Below are 17,047 nucleotides of genomic sequence, written 5' to 3'. Positions count from 1 at the left end.
TCTCCCACGGCACCCCACGGGCCCGGTGACACCACCCCCCAGGTCATCGACTTCGACAGGGGGCAAAAGTCATGCCGGGCCCGGAGGCCAGCGGCCCCATTGCGGAACCGCGAAAAACATAACGGGGTCGCCCAGCTCCGGCCGTCAGGTTTGCACAGGTGATCGACCGCCGGGTACGAGCCCTCCTCTTCGACGGGGAACCCGGCTCAGCGGCCGACGTCGGCCGAGGGCTGTGCCCGTGGCTGGGGCCGGCCGACGTCGGCCTGAGAACGCACCGAGGCCGAGGGTTCGGTCGGTGTGTTCGCGGGCGTGCGTGAGCGCACTCCGGTCGTGGTCGTGCCCGCCTTCGACGCCGTGGACCAGGGGGGTCATGAGGCGGCCTGCCAGAGAGCTCCTCGGTGGTCGCCGTGAGGAACATCCCCGTCGTAGCAGGGCCACGAAGGTGAGGTCGGCTCCGGACGCGACAGCTACGGGCGTGCCGTGGCTGTCGCAGGCGTGAGCGAAGACCGACTCTGCCCGCAGGAAGATGCAGCCACCGTGCGCCGTCCCAGGGTTGTTGATCACGCTCGCCGTCATGGTCATGTGCAGCCGTGCGCCGGCCTTACCCACGTCCGGCATGTCGATTCCCAGCGGTCGCGAAGCACCGTCCTCGTCGCGCATACCGCCCCCTGCGGCTATGCCGAGCCGCCCTCCCTTCGTGCTGACCGAGCATTCGGTCAGCACGTGGAAGGCAAAGCGACCAATGGCCGAGGCCCCATGTCAGCGCATCCGCGGACAGGGTCCGAGGGGCCAGGTGAGGCGGCAGCGAGGGCGCGCCGAGGGCCTGCCTAATGCTCCGGACGTGAGTGTGGAACGGATCGGCCCTCTCTCATGCGCAGGATCAAGGTGAGCGCGTCCTCCGAGCGGGTTCCGGGAGTCAGGACTTCCTGCAGGAGGAGGCCGCGAATCGCGGCAACGGTGACGGTGGCCACATCCCACGCTTCCTTCGTGTCGAGCCCTTCGCGTTCCGCGAGTGAGGACAGCGTCACGGTCAGGTCACCGATCGACTCCACGAAGTCACGGAAGTCCTCGGGGCCGTACGCGGCCAGTCCGACGACGTAGAAGAAGCCGCGGGCACGCGACAGTTGCTCTGGCCGGGTGTAAGTACGCCAGATCGCCACAACGAAATCGTCGAAGGTGCCCTGCTGGGCGGCCTCCAAAAGTGCCTCGTTGTCACGGGATCGCTGCGCCTTGAGCATGGCGGCCAAGACGCCCGAGAGTGACCCGAAGTGGTATCGCAACAGGGCGTGGCTGGTCTCGATCCGGGCGGCGATCTCACGGAGCGACATCTCCGGCGGGGGAAGGGCCTCGCCGAAGGCGCCGAGGAGCCGTGCCAGGAGTCGCTCGCGCGCGCTGCCCTTGCGTTCCGAGGTTGACAGGATCACTCCCACAGTTTATCCATTGGAAAAGGAGGATGGGCGGTTCCGTGTTGCTTCGCACATGGTCGCAGTCAGCTCGCAACGACGGAGGATCGACTATGGGAGCAGCTCATGTGGTCGGCGCGGCGGTCATCGACGGATCGGGACGCGATCCCAGCAACCTCGACGTCACTATCGAGAACGGCCGCATCACCCAACTCGGCGCCTCCAGCGCGCACGGCGAGCGTCTCGATGCCGAGGGATTGACGATGACGCCCGGCCTGATCGACGCTCACGTCCACCTGGGCCTGTCGAGCCCGATCCAGCCGCACTTCTCGTTTCAGATAAGTGCCGCCGAGATCGCGGCGGACATCTTCGCCACGGCCGGCGCGGCGCTCGACGCCGGCTTCACCACCGTTCGCGACACCGGCGGGATCGACGGCGGTGTCGTCACCGCGATCGCGAAGGGCAAGGTCAAAGGGCCGCGCGTCCTGTCGTGCGGCCCTGTTCAGTGCCAGATCGGCGGGCACGGCTACTACGGAGCCGCATGGGAGCCCACCGAGCTGTGGAGCAGCCACCACATCGCGGGCCTGTGCGCCCTCTCCATGATGGCGGGCAACGCGGACGAGCTGCGACACAACGTCCGCGAAGCCTTCCGCCGCGGAGCTTCCTTCCTGAAGCTCTGCGTGACCGGCGGAGTGGTGGGCGCGCATGACCGGCTGACCGACACCCAGTTCACCGTCGAAGAGATCGCTGTCGCGGTTCAAGAAGCCGCGGCACGGAACACCTATGTGACAGTTCACGCCCACAACAACGAGGGCATACGAAATGCGGTCGAGGCCGGGGTGCGCTGTGTCGAGCACGGCACCGGCCTCGACGAATCCACAGCGGCCCTGATGGCCGCTCACGAGGTCGCCCTCGTGCCCACGTTCGCTGTCGTCGAGCAACTGCTGCACGACACCGCCGGAGCCGGTCTCGCCGAATCGACCCGCGACCGGGCCAAGGGCGCACGCGAGCAGATGACGAAGGCGCTCGCTGTCGCCAAGCGCGCGGGAATACGGATCGGGCTGGGTTCCGATCTCATCGGTCCGGCCCAAGGCCGTCGCGGCAAAGAACTCAGTCTGCGCGCGGCCCTTGAGACGCCGATGGAAGCGCTCGTGGCGGCGACCCGGACCAACGCCGAGATCCTCGGCCTGTCCGGCCAGGTGGGGGTCATCACTCCCGGCGCGCAGGCAGACCTCGTTCTTTGGAACGGCAACCCGCTCGAAGACCCGGAACTCTTCTCCGACCCCACCAACGCCGTCCTGGTGATCCAGGCCGGCCACATCGTAAAGGACCTCAGATGAGCACCATGTGGCAGGGCTGCCTCGCCCACACCGACTACTTCGAGATGCGCTCCAGCGGTGGTCACGACTACGGCGTCTGGGTCACCACGCCACCGCGCTACGACCCTGACGCGGCGCAAGCGCCTGTCGTGTACGTGCTCGACGGCAACTGGGCCGTGGGCATGACCGCCCCGCTCATCGTCACGCAACTGGACCCCATGCAGTCGATTCAGCCCTACGTCCAAGTCAGCGTGGGTTACGCAGGCGAGGAAGCAGAGCACTGGGAGCGGCTGCGCAACCGCGACCTCGTGCCCCCTGGCGAACCCATCGCGAAGGAGTACATCGATGCGGTGGAGATGGGGGTCGAAGCGGGCACGATGACTCGCGAGCAAGCCGACGCCTACCTCGCTGAATTGAGCGACAGCCGCGGGGACATGTTCCTGAACTTCCTTACCGACGACCTCCACCCGCGGATCGAACGCGACTACGGCACAGCCCCGAGCGGTCACGGCCTCTTCGGCTACTCCTACGGCGGACTCTTCAGCCTCTACACCTGGCTCACCAATGGCACCTTCTTCGAGAGCATCGGCGCGGGCAGCCCCGGCATCGTCAACGCAGACAGTCAGGTCTTCGCTCGTCTTCAAGCAATGGGTGACGCCCTGCCTGCTACCAGGCTCCACGTGACCTTCAACGACCGCGAGCTCCTCGGAGACGTGGCGGTCTACCAGAACCTCGCGAAGAACGCGGCCACGTTCCTCCACCGCCTCACCTCACGCAGCACATCCGTCACCAGCGCACTCATGCACGAAACGCACGTGACCGGGCTGCAGGCATCGTTCCTCAGCTACCTCAGGACCTGCCGTGCCCAGTGAGTCTGGACGCCGCGGCTCTGCCTGACCGCCGCGCTGCCCGGCGGCGTGGTGCCACCTGCGTTGCCTTCATATGCGCGTCAACTTCTCCGGAGGTGTGTGCGGGTGGCCGAGCGGGACTTCGTCGGCACTCGGATTCCTGCCCCCAGCCCGTACATGGCGGCCTGCGCCGCCTCAAGCATGCGGTCGAGGGCTACGCCGAGCCCCTGGACCACGAGATCGGCACCAGGGCATCCGGGCGCTTCTCGTCGAACCCGCCTACAGCAGGGCCGGATTCGAGGCCGACAGCGCGAAGCCCGACACGCCCCTTCATGTCTACGCCGAGCAGCGGACCACCGTTGACCGCGTGATGGCGGAGGGGGTCAGGGGCGGCGGCGAGCCCGCCCTCGTCGCCAAGGTGATCGCCGCGGCAGCGACCGACGCGAAGCCGACGCTGCGCTACGCCGCGAGCGCCATGGCCCGACGTGCGGGCATGCTGCACCGCTTCGCTCCCGCGCAGGTCTTCGACAAGCAGATCCGCGAGCTCGACGAGCTGGCCGGCTGACGGCCGAGCACATCCGCAAGAACAAGCGCGTGCCACCCGATGTGACCCGACCGCCTCTGCCGCGCAGTCCGGCGCGCCACGGACCACCCCTCGATGTGGCCGGTGACGGACTGGTTGCCTGCACCCCGCCGCCGGTGCCAACGGCAGCCATGAGCACGGTGATCGGCGTCGCGTGACCCCGCGACCGTCACCGCGGGCGACTCAGCGCGAGTCGGCCTTCGCGCAGCCGGCCCAGAACGAGGTGAGTACCCGCGCGCCGCGGGCGGGGTCCTGGACCATCCACCAGTGCCCGAGGTCGCGCAGGACGGCTGTCTCGGCCCCGGCTTTGGCCGCCGACTCGTATCGCATGGCCTCCGAGCCCCCGAACGGGTCCTCCGTGGGGATGATCGCGAGGCCCGGTCGCCTCGCCGCCTCGGCGAGATCCCGCCCGAGTTCGGCCATCACCGGCTGGGCGGCGGAGCGGTAGAACGCGAGGATCGCCCGCCCCATCTCCGGCCCCTGGGCGGGGGCCATTCGGAGGGCTACGGGCCTGGGGATGCCCCTCGCCATCATGCGGTCGGCGCGCTCCTCCAGGCTGCCACCCATCAGCCTGGCAACGGATGCCTCGCCCACGCCGGGCGTCTGCCACTGCTGGGCGAGGTCGTGCCACACGTAGTCGGGGTGGAAGACACCCAGCGAGTCGCTGACCCAACTCCGCAGCAGGTCCGGCCTCTTCATGGCGACCGACACCACCGTGCTCCCGCCGAGGTCGTGCCCGACAAGGTGTACCGGCTCGCCGATCGCCTCCAGCCGATCGACCAGCCAGTCCCGGTACTCGATGACAGCACACCCGAAATCCTCAGGGACGGGCGCCCCGAATCCCGGGAGAGACAGCCGGACGGCATCGATTCCGCGCAGCTCGTCGCAGAGCGGATCCCATACCGCGGCGTTCTCCGGATTTCCGTTGACGAATACGACCCTCATCAGTAATCACCTCTCCGACGCCCCGATGACTGCATGCCCACGATCATATACTTGTTGTTCGACACGCAAGTGGCAGATCGCTAGACTGCGGCTCATGCCAGTCGAGAAGTCCCTCGCCGCGTCGTCACGCGGCGAACGCCGTACGCAGCTCCAACGGCGCACCGCGACGAGGGCCGCCCTGCTGAAGGCCGCGGCGGAAGTCGTGGTGGAGAGGGGCGTGCGGTCGGCCACCCTGGCGGCCGTCGGCGAGCGCGCGGGGTACAGCCGAGGGATTGTCACCCACCATTTCGGTTCGAAGCAGGCGCTGTTCCAGGCGCTCGCCGAGTCCAGCCAGAGCGGATTCGTCCCCGGCATCGGCGATATGCCGCCCGGCCTCGACCACCTGATCGCGCTGATCGACGGCTACATCAGAAGACTGCGCGACGGCGCCGTGGCCGGCCGGGCGTTCCTGCTGCTGTGGGTCGAGGCCGCCACCTCTCCCGAGCTGTCCGCCGTCTTCCAAGAACGCGACGACCGCTTCCGCGCGGATCTGCGTACCGACATCACGGCCGGGATCGCCGAGGGCGAGATCCGCGTGGAGGCCGACCCCGACGCCACCGCGATCGCGATCCTGGGGCAGCTGCGCGGAATCGGCATGCAGCAGCTCCTCGCACCCGCGGCCCTCGACTCCCCGCGGCTCAGCCGTGTGGTGGCAGACCAGTGGCTCAGAGCGCTGCGACGACAGCCGGCACCCTCACCCGCCCCGCCCCGCAGACCCCGCCGGGGGTGACACGCGACGCTGCCGGGGGTCACCGCTGCCTTGTTCGCGGTGGTCGCGCACGCCGCGTGAACGCCATCGCCCACCGGATACCCGTCCTGCTCGCCGTCTCCACCCTCTCGGTCATGCCGACACGGCGCTGAGACCGAGGGTGAGCAGAGCTGCCGCTTTGGCCACCTCGAAGGCCACATAGACCAAGTGGGCGCGGGAACGCGGAACATCCTCTCCCGCGAGCACGCGGTCGGAGCGGCGGTTGAGGGCGGGGCGGATCGCGGCCAGCTGGACTGCCAACAAGAGCGCGGAGGCGGCGGCCGGCGCGGTGATCTGCCAGCGTGGAGCGCCGATGGCCAGTGCCACGAGCACGGTGGCGGCCAGCAGGGCCTCGATCTTGTTGAACGCCCGGAAGACGACGCGCCCGATGCCGAGCCCGAGCGGTACCGTCATTCCCGGCGCCCGGAACTTCAAAGGAGCTTCGAGGAACGAGATCGCGAGCACCATCCCCAGCCACACGAAGGCGGCCGCTGCGACCACGGCGGCTGACGGGGCGTTCATCCGGGCTTCCTCTTCCTTCTGTTGTCCGGTTCTGCGCTCGGGCACTGCGCTCGGGTCCTGCTCTCGGGCTGTGCGTCTACCGGGCGAGCCACAGGTCGGGGCCGAACACCTCGTAGTGGATGTCCCGCGCCCGCACGCCCCGGCGCAGCAGGTCGCCCCGGACCGCCCGCATGAACGGCGGCGGCCCGCACAAGTATGCGGTGGCGCCCTCGGGCAGGGCGACCGCGCCGATGTCCGCCTGGCCCGCGTGGGCCCCGGGGGCGTGGTCGCCGGGGGTCTCGTACCAGAGGTGGAGTGTGGCGTTCGGCAGGGCCTGCACCAGGTGGTGCAGCTCTTCGCGGTGGGCGTGGTCGGCCGGGCTGCGGTCGGCGTGGACGACGGTGACCGCGCGGGTGGATCCGGTGGCTGCCAGGTCGCCGAGCATGGCCAGCATCGGGGTGTTGCCGATGCCCGCGGAGGCCAGCAGCAGGGGCCGGTCTCCTGCCGCGAGAGTGAGGTCGCCGAACGGCCGGGAGACGGTGAGCGTCTCCCCCGCCCGCGCGTTCCGGTACAGCCAGGAGGACACCTCGCCCTCGGGCCCTGCCTTGCCGCGAACGCGCTTGACGGTGATCCGCCAATCGTCGCGGCCGGGGGCGGAGGAGAGACTGTACTGCCGTATCTGGTGTGCGCCGTCGGGCAGTTCGACCTGGACGCTGACGTACTGGCCCGGCCGGAAGCGGGCGGGAGTACTGCCGTCGGTGCGGCGGAGCGTGAAGGAGACCGCGTCGGGGGTCTCCTGGTGCCGACCGGCGATCGCCATGCGCTGCCATACGTCGCCTTCGGCGGCGCCGGCCCGGTGGTAGAGCCCGGCTTCGAGGGCGATCAGCGCGTTCGCCATCAGCCAGTAGACCTCGTCCCAGGCATCCGCGACCCGCGGGGTGACCGTCTCGCCGAGGACATCGGCAATCGCGGCGAACAGGTGCTCTTGGACGGTCTTGTATTGGTCGGAGGTGATACCGAGCGACGCGTGCTTGTTGGCTATGCGGGCGAGCATGGCGTCGGGGCGGGTTTCGGGATGCTCCAGCAGCATTCCCGCGAAGGCCGCGATCGAGCCCGCCAGGGCCTTCTTCTGCTCGCCGTTGGCCTGGTTGCCACGGTTGAACAGATCCCGGAGCAGTTCCGGGTGGGCATCGAAAAGCCTGCCGTAGAACCGGTCGGCGATCTCCTCGATGGCGGCGCCGACGGCGGGGAGGGTTTCACGAACGACGGGGGTGGACTGCTCGGAGAGCATCAGAGCCTCCTGAATTGACTTCTCATATGCCAATTTTGAATCGCACGGCGTACCGCCGGGAGGAGCACCATGGGTCACCCGGGGCGGCGGCCCACCAGACCCACCAGGACCGGGCCGGTGGGCGAGGCCACCAGGTCGGACACGGTGAGGGGATCGAGCGAGGAGTAGAAGGCTTCCTGCGCCTCACGCAGTGCCGCGCGCAGCCGGCAGGCGCCGCGCAGCGGACAGGGCTGACCGCCCTCGCACTCGACGACCTCCCCCTCGCCCTCCAGTTCGCGTACGAGCCAGCCGACCGATGCCTGCCGCCCCAGGCGGGTCAGACCGAGTCCGCCACCGCGCCCGCGCCGGGCCTCGATCACACCGAGGTGCTGCAGTCGGCTGATCACCTTCGTCATGTGGGAGTACGCCACATCCATGGCCTCGGCCACCTCCCGGGTGGCCAGAGGCGCGTTCTCCTCCGCGACCGCCAAGCGCATCACCGCGCGCAGGCCAAGGTCGGTGAACTTCGTCAACCGCACAGCGGAACGTTAGCAAATTCGCATACAGGATGCCTATTTACGGGAGTGGGGAAACCGTGTGGCCTCCATCACGGGCCGGCGATCGTTCGCCGGGAGCCGGGCGGGCGGGGACGCCGTTCCCCGGCCCAGCAGGCCAGGCGTCGCGCGATGCCGTGCGCGAAGTGGTCCGGACGTCCACACATTCCGGAAAGCATCCAGCGCTCCGCGCAATCGTTGCGCCCACGGCTGTTCGGCCGCCACCGGGGCGAGGCCCTGGCTCCCCCGACCAGACAGTCCACCGCGCTGCCGGGGCGCCGCGTCGCGGGCGGCAACGCGGCCCGTACACACGGACTCGGACGGTCCGGGCTCCTGTTCGGTCAAGGGTGGCCGCCTGCCCGGAAGCGCGAAAGGCTTCCGGGCGGGCGGGCGGCCGGGCGCGGAGTCCGGCGGCGGGACGGCGGCGCGGGGCGGTTCAGGCCGCCGCCGGTCCGCGCGTTTCCGCGTCGCGGTGGATCGGGGTGTCCGAGCCGGTGAGGGCCGCGCCCGTGCCGCCGCGGCGGGTGGCGACGATCTCCGCGGCGATGGACAGTGCGGTCTCCTCGGGGGTACGGGCGCCCAGGTCCAGGCCGATCGGGGACCTCAGCCGGGCCAGCTCGCCCTCGCTCAGCCCGGCTTCGCGCAGCCGCCGCTCGCGGTCCGCGTGGGTGCGGCGCGAGCCCATCGCGCCGACGAACGCGACCGGCATGCGCAGGGCCTCCGTCAGCAGGGGGATGTCGAACTTGGCGTCGTGCGTGAGCACGCACAGCACCGTGCGCGCGTCGGTCGCGGTACGCCGCAGATAGCGGTGCGGCCAGTCCACCACGACGTCCTCGGCCTCGGGGAAGCGGGCGCGCGTGGCGAAGACGGGCCGTGCGTCGCACACCGTGACGCGGTAGCCCAGGAACGAGCCAGCCCGCACGAGCGCGGCGGCGAAGTCGATCGCACCGAAGACGATCATGCGAGGCGGCGGCACGCTCGCCTCGACGAACAGGGTGAGGCCGCCGGGGCAGTGCGAGCCGTCCGCGGAAAGCTCGACGGTGCCGGTGCGGCCGGCCTCCAGCAGCGCCCGTGCCTCGGCTGCCGCCGTCCGGTCAAGGTCGGGGGTGCCGCCCAGTCCGCCCTCGTACGCCCCGTCCGGACCCACGTGCAGAGCGCCGCCCAGGAGTTCGGCCGGGCCCCGGGTGACGCGGGCGAGCGCTGTCGGCGCGCCCTGGAGGGCGGCCGACAGCGCGGCGCGGAGCACCGGCCGGAGCGGCGTTCGCGCGCTGACCGGCCAGATCAGGATGTCGATGACTCCGCCGCAGGTCAGTCCCACGGCGAAGGCGTCCTCGTCGCTGTAGCCGAAGCGTTCGAGCACGGGCTCGCCGGACTCCAGCGCCTGGCGGCACAGTTCGTAGACCGCGCCTTCCACGCAGCCGCCGGACACCGAGCCGATCACCGTGCCCTCGCTGTCCACCGCGAGGGCGGCGCCGGGACCGCGCGGTGCGCTGCCGCCGACGCCGACCACGGTGGCCACCGCGAAGTGGCGGCCCTCCGCGGCCCATTCGTCCAGCTGCCCGGCGAGGTCAAGCATCGCGGGCTCCGGCGCCGGGTGATCCGGCTCCCGCTGTGGTGCCGGCCCGCAGGACGCGGTCGGGGCGGATGGGCAGGCTGCGGTGGCGTACGCCGGTCGCGTGCCATACCGCGTTGGCGACGGCCGCGGCGGCTCCCACGATGCCGACCTCGCCGACGCCCTTGATTCCGATCGGGTCCTCCGTGTCCGTGTCCGCCAGCCAGTCCGCCTCGATCCGAGCGATGTCGGCGTGGGAGGCGACGTGATAGTTGGCCAGGTCGGCACCGTAGAGGCCGCCGGTGGCCCGGTCGCGGACCGCTTCTTCGTGCAGGGCCATGGAGATGCCCCAGACCATGCCGCCGACGAGCTGATTGCGGGCGGTGAGCGGGTTGACGATCCGGCCGGCCGAGAAGATGCCGAGCATGCGCCGTACGCGGACCTCACCGGTGGTGACGTCCACGGCGGCCTCGGCGAACTGCGCCCCGAAGGAGTGCCGTTCGCGCTGGGCAAGGGTGCCGACTGCCTCGGAGGTGTCCGAGCGTACGGTGATGCCCTCCGGCGGGATGCCGGTGCCCAGGGCGAGCCGCTCGCGCAGTTCGCCGGCGGCGAGGGTGATCGCCCACGCCCAGGAGCGGGTGCCCATCGAACCGCCGGCGACCATCGCGGGCCCGAAGTCGCTGTCGCCGATGCGTACTCGGACGCGTTCGGGGGCGACTTCCAGCGCGTCGGCGGCGACCAGGGTGAGGGCGGTCCGCGCCCCGGTGCCGATGTCGGCCGCGGCGATCCGCACCGTGAAGGTGCCGTCCTCCTCCGCCGTCATGGCCGCCGTGGACGGCGCGGAGCCCGCGGGGAAGGAGGCCGCGGCGGTGCCGGTGCCGATCAGCCAGCGCCCTTCGCGGCGCAGGCCGGGGCGCGGGTCCCGGTCGGCCCAGCCGAACCGGGCCGCGCCCTCGCGGAAGCAGGCGAGCAGGTTGCGGTCGCTGAAGGGCATGCCGGAGACGGGGCCGCGCTCGGGCTCGTTGCGTACACGCAGTTCTATGGGGTCGAGGCCGCATATTTCGGCGAGTTCGTCCAACGCCGACTCCAGTGCGAAGGATCCGGGCGCCTCCCCGGGCGCGCGCATGAACGTCGGGGTCGGGACATCGCGGCGGATGACGCGGTTGGCCGTGTGGTGGGCTTCGGCGTCGTACATCACCCGGGCCGCTCCGGCGCTCGGCTCGACGAACTCGTGCATGGTCGAGGTGATGCTCAGTGACTCGTGCTCCAGCGCGCGCAGCCGCCCCTCGGCGTCGGCGCCGAGCCGCACGCGCTGTGTGGTGGGGCTGCGGTAGCCGGTGAGCGAGAACATCTGACGGCGGGTCAGCACGACTCGGACCGGCCGCTGGAGGACGGTGGCGGCCATCGTGGCGGCCACTTGGTGGGCGCGGATCCCCTTGCTGCCGAAGCCGCCGCCGATGTGCTCGGAGCGCACCCGCACCGAGGCCGGATCGAGGGAGAAGAGCTTGGCGAGTTCGTCCGCGACCCACCTGGTGCCCTGGTTTGAGTCGACGACTTCGAGCCGGCCCTCGTCCCAGCGGGCCGTTGCCGCGTGCGGCTCCATCATGCTGTGGTGTTCCTCCGGGGTGGTGTACTCCTCGTCCACCACGGCGGCGGAGGCGGCGAGTTCGGCCTCCTTGTCGCCTTTCTCCGTCACCCCCGGCATATGGCCGTTCACCGCGTACGCGTCCGGGTTGCCGGCGGAGAAGCCGATGTCGTGCGGCTCCTCCTCGTAGTGCACCACGAGCGCCTCGGCGGCCTCGCGCGCCTGCTCAGGCGTCTCGGCGACGACCAGCGCCACCGGCCAGCCCTGGTGCGGGACGCGGTCGTGCTGGAAGACGGCGATCGTGGGGTCCGGGGGGCCCATGAAGCCGACGTAGTCGGTGTTCACGCGAGGGGCGTTCTCGTGGTGCAGCACGGTGAGGACGCCGGGCATCTCCAGGACGGGCGCCGTCTCCAGCGAGCGGATGCGGCCACGGGCGACGGTGGAGACCGCCAGCCACCCGTGGGCGAGTCCGGCGAACGGGGTGTCTCCCGCGTAGCGGGCCGCACCGGTGACCTTGTCGAAGCCCTCGATGCGGGTGTGTGCGGTGCCGACGGCCTTGGTGACCGGGGTACTCGTGGTCGTCGTCGTCATCGCGCGGCCTCCTCGGCGAGTTCGGTCAATGCGGCCACCACGAGGTTGCGCAGCAGCGTCACCTTGTACGCGTTGTGCGGCAGTGGTGCGGCGGCGGCCAGTTCGGCGTCCGCGGCGGCGGCGAAGTTCTCCGCCGTCGCCGGTGCGCCGCTCAGCGCGCGTTCGGCGGCCTCGGCCCGCCACGGCCGGGAGGCGACCGCGCCGAAGGCGAGCCGTACGTCGGCCACGACGCCGTCCCGTATCTCCAGTGCGGCGGCCAGGGAGCCGATCGCGAAGGCGTACGAGGCCCGCTCGCGCACCTTCCGGTAGCGCGAGAGCGCGGCGACCGGAGCGGGTGGCAGGGTGACGGCGGTGATCAGCGCGCCGGGCGGCAGGGCCGTCTCACGGTGCGGGGTCTCACCGACCGGCAGGTAGAAGTCGGCGAGCGGCAACTGACCCGGCCCGTCCGCGGTTTCGTAGGAGACCACCGCGTCGAAGGCCGCCAGTGCCACGCCCATGTCGGAGGGGTGGACGGCCACGCAGTGGCCGGAGGCGCCGAGGATCGCGTGGTTGTGGTGCTCCCCCTCGATGGCGGGGCATCCGCTGCCGGGGGCACGCTTGTTGCACGGTTTGGTCACGTCGGTGAAGTAGCCGCAGCGCGTGCGCTGGAGCAGGTTTCCGCCGACGGTGGCCATGTTGCGCAGCTGCCCGGAAGCGCCGGCCAGTACGGCCTGGGCCAGCGCCGGGTAGCGGCGGCGGATTCCGGGGTGGGCGGCCAGGTCGCTGTTGGTGACGGTCGCGCCGATGCGCAATCCGCCCTCCCGCGTCTCCTCGATCCGGTCGAGCGGAAGCTCCCGTACGTCCACGAGCCGGGCGGGCCGCTCCACCCCGGCCTTCATCAGATCGACGAGGTTGGTGCCGCCGCCCAGGTAGCGCGCGTCCGGGTCGGTGCCGAGCACGGCGACCGCACCCGGGACATCGGTCGCACGCTGGTAGCCGAACTCTTTCACGCTGCCGCCTCCGGGGTGTCGGTGGATTCCGCCTGGACCTCGGCGGCACGGGCGACCGCCTCGGCGATCGACACATACGCGCCGCAGCGGCACAGGTTGCCGCTCATGCGCTCGCGGATCTCCTCCGGGCTCAACGGCGGCGGCCCAGCCTCGGGCCGCACGTCGTCGGTGGCGGCACTGGGCCAGCCCGCGGCGTGTTCTTGGATCACGGCGACGGCCGAGCAGATCTGGCCCGGTGTGCAGTAACCGCACTGGTAGCCGTCCAGGTCGAGGAACGCCTGCTGCACCGGGTGCAGTTGGTCCCCCTCGGCCATGCCTTCGATGGTGGTGATCTCGCGCCCTTCGGCCGCCACCGCGAGTTGCAGGCAGGCCACGGACCGGCGCCCGTCGAGCAGGACGGTGCAGGCACCGCACTGGCCCTGGTCACAGCCCTTCTTGGTGCCGGTCAGATCGAGCCGCTCACGCAGGGCGTCGAGCAGGGTGGTGCGGTGGTCGACGGGCAGCGTGTACTCCGCGTCGTTGATCTTCAAGGTGATGGCGCTGGACGTCGATGGGTCCATGATCGGCCTTCTTTCGCGTGTCCGGGGCACGCCGAGGTGCCGTTCCGGCAGGCAGACGCATCAGGGGGTGCGGAGGGTGGGGGTGTTGTGAAGGGTGGGGCTGGACAGCGTGACGGGAAGGATGTGCGTACCAGGAGCTGACGGGGCGGAGTCGGTACGGGGCGGCGGCGCTCCGGGACCACGCCGCCTGCGGGAGACCCCGGTCACGGGCGTCACCCCCCGCCTCCGCCAGGGGCTAAGGTGAACCTAAACGGACAGCTGTCCGCTGTCGGTAAAACCTAACGGACAGTTGTCCGCTTATCAAGCTCGTTCCGGCCCTCACTGGGGAAGGAGGACAAATGCAGGAGAAGAACGACAGGGCGCCGCACAAGGACGGGCCGCTGCGCTCGGACGCGCAGCGCAACCGCGAGCGCATCCTGGAAGTGGCCCTGGCCGAGCTGACACGCTGCGAGAATGTCCCGCTGAGCGCGATCGCGAAGAAGGCGGGAGTCGGACAGGGCACGTTCTACCGGAACTTCCCCAACCGCGAGGCGCTCGTCCTTGAGGTATACGGCTACGAGATCCAACAGGTCGCCGACGCCGCCCACCAGTTGCTCCGGACACGGGAGCCGGACCGGGCGCTGCGCGAGTGGATGGACCGCCTGGCCCAGTTCGCCATGGCCAAGGCCGGCCTCGCCGACGCGATCCGCAAGGCCACCAGCGGCCCGGGAAACCCGGAGAAGCCGGGCAACGCCCCGGTGACCGCCGCCGCCGAACTCCTCCTCCGCGCCGGCGAGAAGGCCGGCACGCTGCGCCCCGGCGTGAGCGCCGAGGACTTCTTCCTCGCCATCGCGGGCCTGTGGCAGATCGCTTCCCAGCAGGACTGCCGGTCCCGTCTCACCCGCCTTCTGGACCTCATCATGGACGGCCTCCGCGCCGGAGCCCCCGGGCCGCACTGACGCCGGGGCGTCCGCTCCGCAGCCCTTCGCACCCGGCATTCCCGAGAGGATGCGCGCTTCGTTGTCCGTGCACGCAGGGGTGAGGGGGCCCGCGGACACGCAAGGCGCGACGTGTGCGGACCCCCTCATGTCAGGAGCCGGGCCTCGGGCAGGCGTCAGGCGGTGGCCTTCACCGGCTCCTGGTCTTCGTCCGGGTCACCCGTCCCGTCGTTCTTGCGGGTCCGGACGAACTCGAGGAAATTATTCAACTCGCGCTTGACGACGGGGGCGAGCAGGTACAGGCCGATGATGTTGATGACCGCGAGGGAGAAGAGGACGGCGTCGGCCATGTCGATGAGGGTCTGCAGGGTGAGCAGGGACCCGGCGATGGCGAACAGCGTATAGAGCACCTTGAAGGTGAGTTCGCTGGCCTTGCTGCGGCCGAACAGATACGACCATGCCTTGAGGCTGTAGTAGCCCCACGTCAGCACGGTCGATATCGCGAAGAGCAGCACCGCGACGGTGAGGATGTAGGGGAACCAGGGCAGCACGGTCTCGAAGGCGTCGGAGGTGATGGTGACACCCCCGATGGAGTCGTCCGTCCGCGCCTTGGCCCAGCTCGCGGGGCTGGCGATGACAATCGTGAGTGCGGTCATCGTGCAGATGAGCACCGTGTCTATGAACGGCTCCAGCAAGGCGACCAGGCCCTCGCTGGCGGGGTGCTTCGTCTTCACAGCCGAGTGAGCGATGGGGGCGGAGCCGACTCCCGCCTCGTTGGAGAAGGCTGCCCGCTTGAAGCCGATGATCAGAGAGCCGAGGATGCCGCCGGTGACTCCCTCCGGATTGAACGCCCCCTCCACGATCGTGGCGAACGCGTCGGGAACCGCGGTGAGGTTGACCAGAATGACGGTCAGGCAGGCAGCGATGTATATGGCGGCCATTGCCGGGACGAGCCTGCTGGTGACGTTGGCTATGGAACGGATGCCGCCCAGCAGCACGATGCCGACGAGCGCGGCGATCAGAATGCCGAAGAAGAGGGCTCCCGCCGATGAGCCGAGTGCGCCGTTCTCTCCACCGGTGACCGAGACAAGCTGCACGTAGCTCTGATTGACCTGGAACAGGTTGCCGCCGAAGAGGCCGAAGAAGAGGATCATGACCGAGGCGAGGGCTGCGAGCACCTTGCCGAGGGTCCGCCCGTTCTTGCCGAAGCGGTCGGCCAGGCCGTTGGGGAGGTAGTGCATCGGGCCGCCGGAGACGGTTCCGTCCGGATGTACTTCCCGGTACTTCACCCCGAGCGTGACCTCGACGAACTTCGTGGCCATGCCGAGCAGTCCGCAGAGAATCATCCAGAACGTGGCACCCGGGCCGCCGATGGAGACCGCCACCGCGACGCCCGCGATGTTGCCGAGGCCGACCGTGCCGGAGACCGCGGCGGTCAGGGCCTGGAAGTGATTGACCTCGCCCGTCGAACCCTTTTCGTCGTACTTGCCACGTACCACGTCGATCGCGAGCCGGAACTTGCGTATCTGCACCACCCCGAACCAGCAGGTGAAGATGAGACCGGCGGCGACCAGCCAGGCGACGATGAGGGGGAGTTCGGTTCCTCCCACCGGAACGGCGTAGAAGACGACGTCTCCGAGCCATGTGGCGATGGGGTCGAAGAATCCGCTGACGGATGTGTCAACGGAATCGGTAAGGGAGTCGAGTGACACTGTTGCTACCGCTTCATGGAGGTGGGACGACGACGGGGATGGGAGCTACAGGTGAAAGAGGCGCAGAGGCGCGCCGGGCTTCAGCCGCCCTGCTGGAGGGCGGTGACGCGCTCCGATGGCACCCTGGCCCAGCAGTACGCGGACTCGAACCGTGCGGGGTGGTACAGGCGGGTATGCCGAGTGCCCCACGTACCAGCGGGGGTGTTGCCGGCAAGGGAGTTGCGCAGTTTTAGCACGCCCATTACCAATTCTTGAGTGACGCACATCACATTCGAATGAAGGACCGAAAAAAGCCCAGCCGGCGTGACATGCTCGTTATCCGGGCGGAACCGCTCTGTTATCGACGTTCCTGAGTCTGCGTGGGGGCCTCCTCGTCCAGCAGGAGATCCTGGAGGCCCTCGGTCGGAAGTGCCGGGCCGAGCACGGGCGCCGCCTGCCGGCCCCGCGGAGACATACGAAGACGGGACCCCTTGTCGCAGCGACGCGGGAGGCTCCTGGCCCTGGCCGCGCTGCGCAACTGGCGGAAACGGGAGACCGTCAAACCGCCGAAGTGGCTGCACGCCCTGATGTCCGCCGACCCCCGGCAGGCGCTCCGCACCGGCTTGATGGTCATCCTCCCGATGCCCTCGGACCTCATGGTGATGCTCACCGTGGGCATTCATCTCGACCAGGCACGGGCTTCGTATCCGGAGGCCCTGCCGTTCATCGGGCTGACCATCCTGATCGCCGCGCTGCCGCTGCTGGCACGACTCGCGGCGGGCCACCATGCCGCTGAGACCATGCCGAAGATCCGCGACTGGACCAACACGCACAGCCGGCTGGTGAACATCCTGGTATGCGCGCTCTTCATCGCTCTGATCCTGACGTGACACCTTCTGGCGCCCGAAGCCGGGGCACTGCACGTTCCGGGTTCGGCCACCGGAGCCGGGGC

Annotated in this window: 16 protein-coding genes; 6 read left to right on the top strand and 10 right to left on the bottom strand. The window is 70.0% G+C overall.

Going from position 1 to position 17,047, the window contains the following annotated elements; all coding sequences use genetic code 11:
* Nucleotides 1-827 precede the first annotated feature (827 nt).
* Complete coding sequence (locus ABD339_RS19840; protein WP_344567721.1) at nucleotides 828-1,430, bottom strand: TetR/AcrR family transcriptional regulator; 603 nt, start codon at nucleotides 1,428-1,430, stop codon at nucleotides 828-830.
* 101 nt (nucleotides 1,431-1,531) lie between these two features.
* Between ABD339_RS19840 and ABD339_RS19835 the strand changes: the two genes are divergently transcribed.
* The 3 genes from ABD339_RS19835 to ABD339_RS19825 all read left to right on the top strand — a co-directional run bounded on the left by ABD339_RS19835 (nucleotide 1,532) and on the right by ABD339_RS19825 (nucleotide 4,135).
* Nucleotides 1,532-2,743 carry a metal-dependent hydrolase family protein gene (locus ABD339_RS19835; RefSeq protein WP_344567720.1) on the top strand — a complete coding sequence of 404 codons (1,212 nt, stop codon included), beginning with the start codon at nucleotides 1,532-1,534 and terminating at the stop codon, nucleotides 2,741-2,743.
* A complete protein-coding gene (locus tag ABD339_RS19830) occupies nucleotides 2,740-3,594 on the top strand; it encodes an alpha/beta hydrolase (protein WP_344567719.1) in 855 nt (284 codons plus the stop codon). Before ABD339_RS19835 ends, ABD339_RS19830 begins: the two co-directional genes overlap by 4 nt.
* Before the next feature lie 343 nt (nucleotides 3,595-3,937).
* Complete coding sequence (locus ABD339_RS19825; RefSeq protein WP_344567718.1) at nucleotides 3,938-4,135, top strand: Rossmann-fold NAD(P)-binding domain-containing protein; 198 nt, start codon at nucleotides 3,938-3,940, stop codon at nucleotides 4,133-4,135.
* Nucleotides 4,136-4,336: 201 nt separating this feature from the next.
* On the opposite strand, the gene ABD339_RS19820 is transcribed toward ABD339_RS19825, so the two are convergent.
* On the bottom strand, nucleotides 4,337-5,098 hold the full coding sequence (locus ABD339_RS19820; RefSeq protein ID WP_344567717.1) for an alpha/beta fold hydrolase: 762 nt from the start codon (nucleotides 5,096-5,098) through the stop codon (nucleotides 4,337-4,339).
* A gap of 94 nt (nucleotides 5,099-5,192) precedes the next feature.
* On the opposite strand from ABD339_RS19820, the gene ABD339_RS19815 reads away from it, so the two are divergent.
* Nucleotides 5,193-5,867 carry a TetR/AcrR family transcriptional regulator gene (locus tag ABD339_RS19815; RefSeq protein WP_344567716.1) on the top strand — a complete coding sequence of 225 codons (675 nt, stop codon included), beginning with the start codon at nucleotides 5,193-5,195 and terminating at the stop codon, nucleotides 5,865-5,867.
* A 111-nt stretch (nucleotides 5,868-5,978) separates the two neighbouring features.
* Here the strand turns inward: ABD339_RS19815 and ABD339_RS19810 are convergent, their stop codons facing one another.
* From ABD339_RS19810 to ABD339_RS19780, 7 genes are all read right to left on the bottom strand, one after another.
* On the bottom strand, nucleotides 5,979-6,407 hold the full coding sequence (locus tag ABD339_RS19810) for a hypothetical protein (protein ID WP_344567715.1): 429 nt from the start codon (nucleotides 6,405-6,407) through the stop codon (nucleotides 5,979-5,981).
* A gap of 76 nt (nucleotides 6,408-6,483) precedes the next feature.
* Nucleotides 6,484-7,677, bottom strand: coding sequence for a globin domain-containing protein (locus ABD339_RS19805; RefSeq protein ID WP_344567714.1), 1,194 nt, complete (start codon nucleotides 7,675-7,677; stop codon nucleotides 6,484-6,486).
* Nucleotides 7,678-7,751: 74 nt separating this feature from the next.
* Complete coding sequence (locus ABD339_RS19800; RefSeq protein WP_344567713.1) at nucleotides 7,752-8,195, bottom strand: Rrf2 family transcriptional regulator; 444 nt, start codon at nucleotides 8,193-8,195, stop codon at nucleotides 7,752-7,754.
* A gap of 451 nt (nucleotides 8,196-8,646) precedes the next feature.
* Complete coding sequence (locus ABD339_RS19795) at nucleotides 8,647-9,786, bottom strand: XdhC family protein (protein WP_344567712.1); 1,140 nt, start codon at nucleotides 9,784-9,786, stop codon at nucleotides 8,647-8,649.
* Entirely contained in the window at nucleotides 9,779-11,938 is a 2,160-nt protein-coding gene (locus ABD339_RS19790; protein WP_344567711.1) for a xanthine dehydrogenase family protein molybdopterin-binding subunit, read from the bottom strand. The genes ABD339_RS19795 and ABD339_RS19790 overlap by 8 nt, the downstream gene beginning before the upstream one ends.
* Entirely contained in the window at nucleotides 11,935-12,927 is a 993-nt protein-coding gene (locus ABD339_RS19785; RefSeq protein ID WP_344567710.1) for an FAD binding domain-containing protein, read from the bottom strand. Before ABD339_RS19785 ends, ABD339_RS19790 begins: the two co-directional genes overlap by 4 nt.
* The gene (locus tag ABD339_RS19780; RefSeq protein ID WP_344567709.1) at nucleotides 12,924-13,487 is read right to left on the bottom strand and encodes a (2Fe-2S)-binding protein; all 564 of its coding nucleotides are present in this window, start codon (nucleotides 13,485-13,487) and stop codon (nucleotides 12,924-12,926) included. The genes ABD339_RS19785 and ABD339_RS19780 overlap by 4 nt, the downstream gene beginning before the upstream one ends.
* Before the next feature lie 338 nt (nucleotides 13,488-13,825).
* On the opposite strand from ABD339_RS19780, the gene ABD339_RS19775 reads away from it, so the two are divergent.
* On the top strand, nucleotides 13,826-14,425 hold the full coding sequence (locus tag ABD339_RS19775; protein WP_344567708.1) for a TetR/AcrR family transcriptional regulator: 600 nt from the start codon (nucleotides 13,826-13,828) through the stop codon (nucleotides 14,423-14,425).
* A 155-nt stretch (nucleotides 14,426-14,580) separates the two neighbouring features.
* On the opposite strand, the gene ABD339_RS19770 is transcribed toward ABD339_RS19775, so the two are convergent.
* The gene (locus ABD339_RS19770; RefSeq protein ID WP_344567707.1) at nucleotides 14,581-16,116 is read right to left on the bottom strand and encodes an alanine/glycine:cation symporter family protein; all 1,536 of its coding nucleotides are present in this window, start codon (nucleotides 16,114-16,116) and stop codon (nucleotides 14,581-14,583) included.
* Between the two features lie 470 nt (nucleotides 16,117-16,586).
* Here ABD339_RS19770 and ABD339_RS19765 point away from each other — a divergent pair, with 470 nt between their 5' ends.
* Nucleotides 16,587-16,985: a GAP family protein gene (locus ABD339_RS19765; RefSeq protein ID WP_344567706.1), complete on the top strand. Its 399-nt coding sequence runs from the start codon at nucleotides 16,587-16,589 to the stop codon at nucleotides 16,983-16,985.
* Nucleotides 16,986-17,047 lie beyond the last annotated feature (62 nt).

It is taken from the genome of Streptomyces axinellae, assembly GCF_039532135.1.
In the GTDB taxonomy this organism is placed as follows: domain Bacteria; phylum Actinomycetota; class Actinomycetes; order Streptomycetales; family Streptomycetaceae; genus Streptomyces; species Streptomyces axinellae.
This window is presented reverse-complemented; position numbering and strand designations above follow the sequence as displayed.

What these genes read in the sequence shown, in the direction of transcription:
- ABD339_RS19830 (WP_344567719.1), top strand. Translation starts at nt 2,740, where the DNA reads ATGAGCACCATGTGGCAGGGCTGCCTCGCCCACACCGACTACTTCGAG.
- ABD339_RS19820 (WP_344567717.1), bottom strand. Translation starts at nt 5,098, where the DNA reads ATGAGGGTCGTATTCGTCAACGGAAATCCGGAGAACGCCGCGGTATGG.
- ABD339_RS19815 (WP_344567716.1), top strand. Translation starts at nt 5,193, where the DNA reads ATGCCAGTCGAGAAGTCCCTCGCCGCGTCGTCACGCGGCGAACGCCGT.
- ABD339_RS19810 (WP_344567715.1), bottom strand. Translation starts at nt 6,407, where the DNA reads ATGAACGCCCCGTCAGCCGCCGTGGTCGCAGCGGCCGCCTTCGTGTGG.
- ABD339_RS19805 (WP_344567714.1), bottom strand. Translation starts at nt 7,677, where the DNA reads ATGCTCTCCGAGCAGTCCACCCCCGTCGTTCGTGAAACCCTCCCCGCC.
- ABD339_RS19795 (WP_344567712.1), bottom strand. Translation starts at nt 9,786, where the DNA reads ATGCTTGACCTCGCCGGGCAGCTGGACGAATGGGCCGCGGAGGGCCGC.
- ABD339_RS19790 (WP_344567711.1), bottom strand. Translation starts at nt 11,938, where the DNA reads ATGACGACGACGACCACGAGTACCCCGGTCACCAAGGCCGTCGGCACC.
- ABD339_RS19780 (WP_344567709.1), bottom strand. Translation starts at nt 13,487, where the DNA reads ATGGACCCATCGACGTCCAGCGCCATCACCTTGAAGATCAACGACGCG.
- ABD339_RS19775 (WP_344567708.1), top strand. Translation starts at nt 13,826, where the DNA reads ATGCAGGAGAAGAACGACAGGGCGCCGCACAAGGACGGGCCGCTGCGC.